The following is a 1,677-nucleotide window of genomic DNA, read 5'->3' on the forward strand; positions in this document are numbered from 1 at the left end:
TTAAATGCTTGAATATAGATCAAAATTAAAAATAAGCCGGACAGGATTGCCCAGCTTATTTTTTACTGTTGGCCACAACGGCTTCTTCTTTATATTGAGTTTTAAATTGTTCTAGCATTTGATTCGAGATTGCACTGTATCCTGAGATGCTTGGGTGTACTCCATCACTGTAGAGATTTTGAAGATTGTCGCTGTTGATCACTTTGGTTGTCTGTACGACAACAGAAGCTGGTGTGTCTTTTGCCACTTCATAAATCATTAAATTCCATTTCGGCAGTAGCTTGTCTGCCAGGGAATAGAATTGGTGGTCTGCAGGCATAGGGTTATACAGCTCAAGAAATACAATTGTAGCGTCCGGATTAAGCTCTCTGATTTTAGCAGAGATTCCTGACAAATTTTCGCTGAAGCTTGTTTGCAAACTATCAAATGATTTTAGAGCACTATATAAATCTGCCTTTTTTACAGCTCTAAGCACATCGTTTCCGCCGACATTGACAGTGATGATATCTGCCTCTTTTATTTGTTCATCAAAATTGCCTTCCTGTATCAGCTGGTTTAGCTTCTGACTGGTGATTCCAATAATCCCTCTATTGTTTGTAAGGACTTGCTTACCAGTTTGTTCTTGAAGCTGATCCGAAAACTGGGTAACCAGATTTTCTGTTTCGGCAACTCGATATCCGTATATAATAGAATCTCCAAGGGCAAGATGGGTAATCGTCTTGTCATTGGATGCACGGTAATAATCTAAATAGGTTAGCTTATTAGTATTCGTAACTTTCGCTGAGCTTTCTTCCATCATTTTGTTGAGCTTGTATTGGGGATAATAAATCCAGGCAGAAACCGACAAGACCATTAGAAGGGTTAAAAGCAGAAGATACTTTATGATTCTCATGATGTTCACTCCTCGATATACTTCTATTTTATCAAGGATAGAGGAAGAAATAATTAGGGGGGTATTTCCAATTTTAAATAGTTTGTATATTCATGCCGAATCATGACGTGAATTTAATTAAATTATTGGATTTTTTTTTATGATAATTTGTTATAATGATAGAATTATTATATTCAAGGAGTACAACTATGTACCAGACTTATACAACAAGGGAAAAAATAAAACAAATATTTGTCATGCTGATCCCAATTCTAATTACACAGCTCGGCATGTTTTCGATGGTATTCTTTAATACAATCATGTCAGGTAAATATAATTCATCAGACCTTGCTGGTGTCGCAATCGGGTCGTCGATCTGGAATCCGATTTTCACGGGTTTGAGTGGGATCCTGCTTGCAGTCTCGCCGATTGCAGCTCAGCGTTTCGGTGAGAAAAAGGGGAAGGAAGTCGCATCCATTCTTTCACACGGAATATACCTCGCCTTGATGATCGCTTCACTAGTCATCATTTCAGGGGTTTTCTTGCTTAACCCGATATTGTCTGCGATGAACCTTCCGGAAAGTGTGAATAAAACAGCTCATGATTATTTAATCGGCCTGAGTTTCGGAATCATTCCTCTGTTCATTTTTAACGTGCTGCGTTCGTTCATCTATGCACTAGGAAAGACCAGGGTGGTCATGTATATCCTGCTGATGGCCCTGCCAGTCAATTTCTTTTTGAATTATGCTCTCATTTTCGGCCGTTGGGGATTTCCAGAACTTGGTGGAGCAGGCGCAGGATACGCG

General features: G+C 39.1%; 2 protein-coding genes. One reads left to right on the forward strand and one right to left on the reverse strand.

Features of this window, described 5'->3' with window-relative positions; genetic code table 11:
• Nucleotides 1-55: 55 nt before the first annotated feature.
• Nucleotides 56-892, reverse strand: coding sequence for a GDSL-type esterase/lipase family protein (locus WB217_RS03095; protein ID WP_423990540.1), 837 nt, complete (start codon nucleotides 890-892; stop codon nucleotides 56-58).
• 188 nt (nucleotides 893-1,080) lie between these two features.
• Here WB217_RS03095 and WB217_RS03100 point away from each other — a divergent pair.
• The coding region (locus WB217_RS03100; protein WP_423990542.1) for an MATE family efflux transporter at nucleotides 1,081-1,677 on the forward strand (597 nt) is incomplete at its 3' end.

It is taken from the genome of Mesobacillus sp. (assembly GCF_049588175.1).
GTDB lineage: Bacteria > Bacillota > Bacilli > Bacillales > Cytobacillaceae > Mesobacillus.

Excerpts from the sequence above, each read along its gene's own strand:
- WB217_RS03095 (WP_423990540.1), bottom strand. The coding sequence starts at position 892 with ATGAGAATCATAAAGTATCTTCTGCTTTTAACCCTTCTAATGGTCTTG.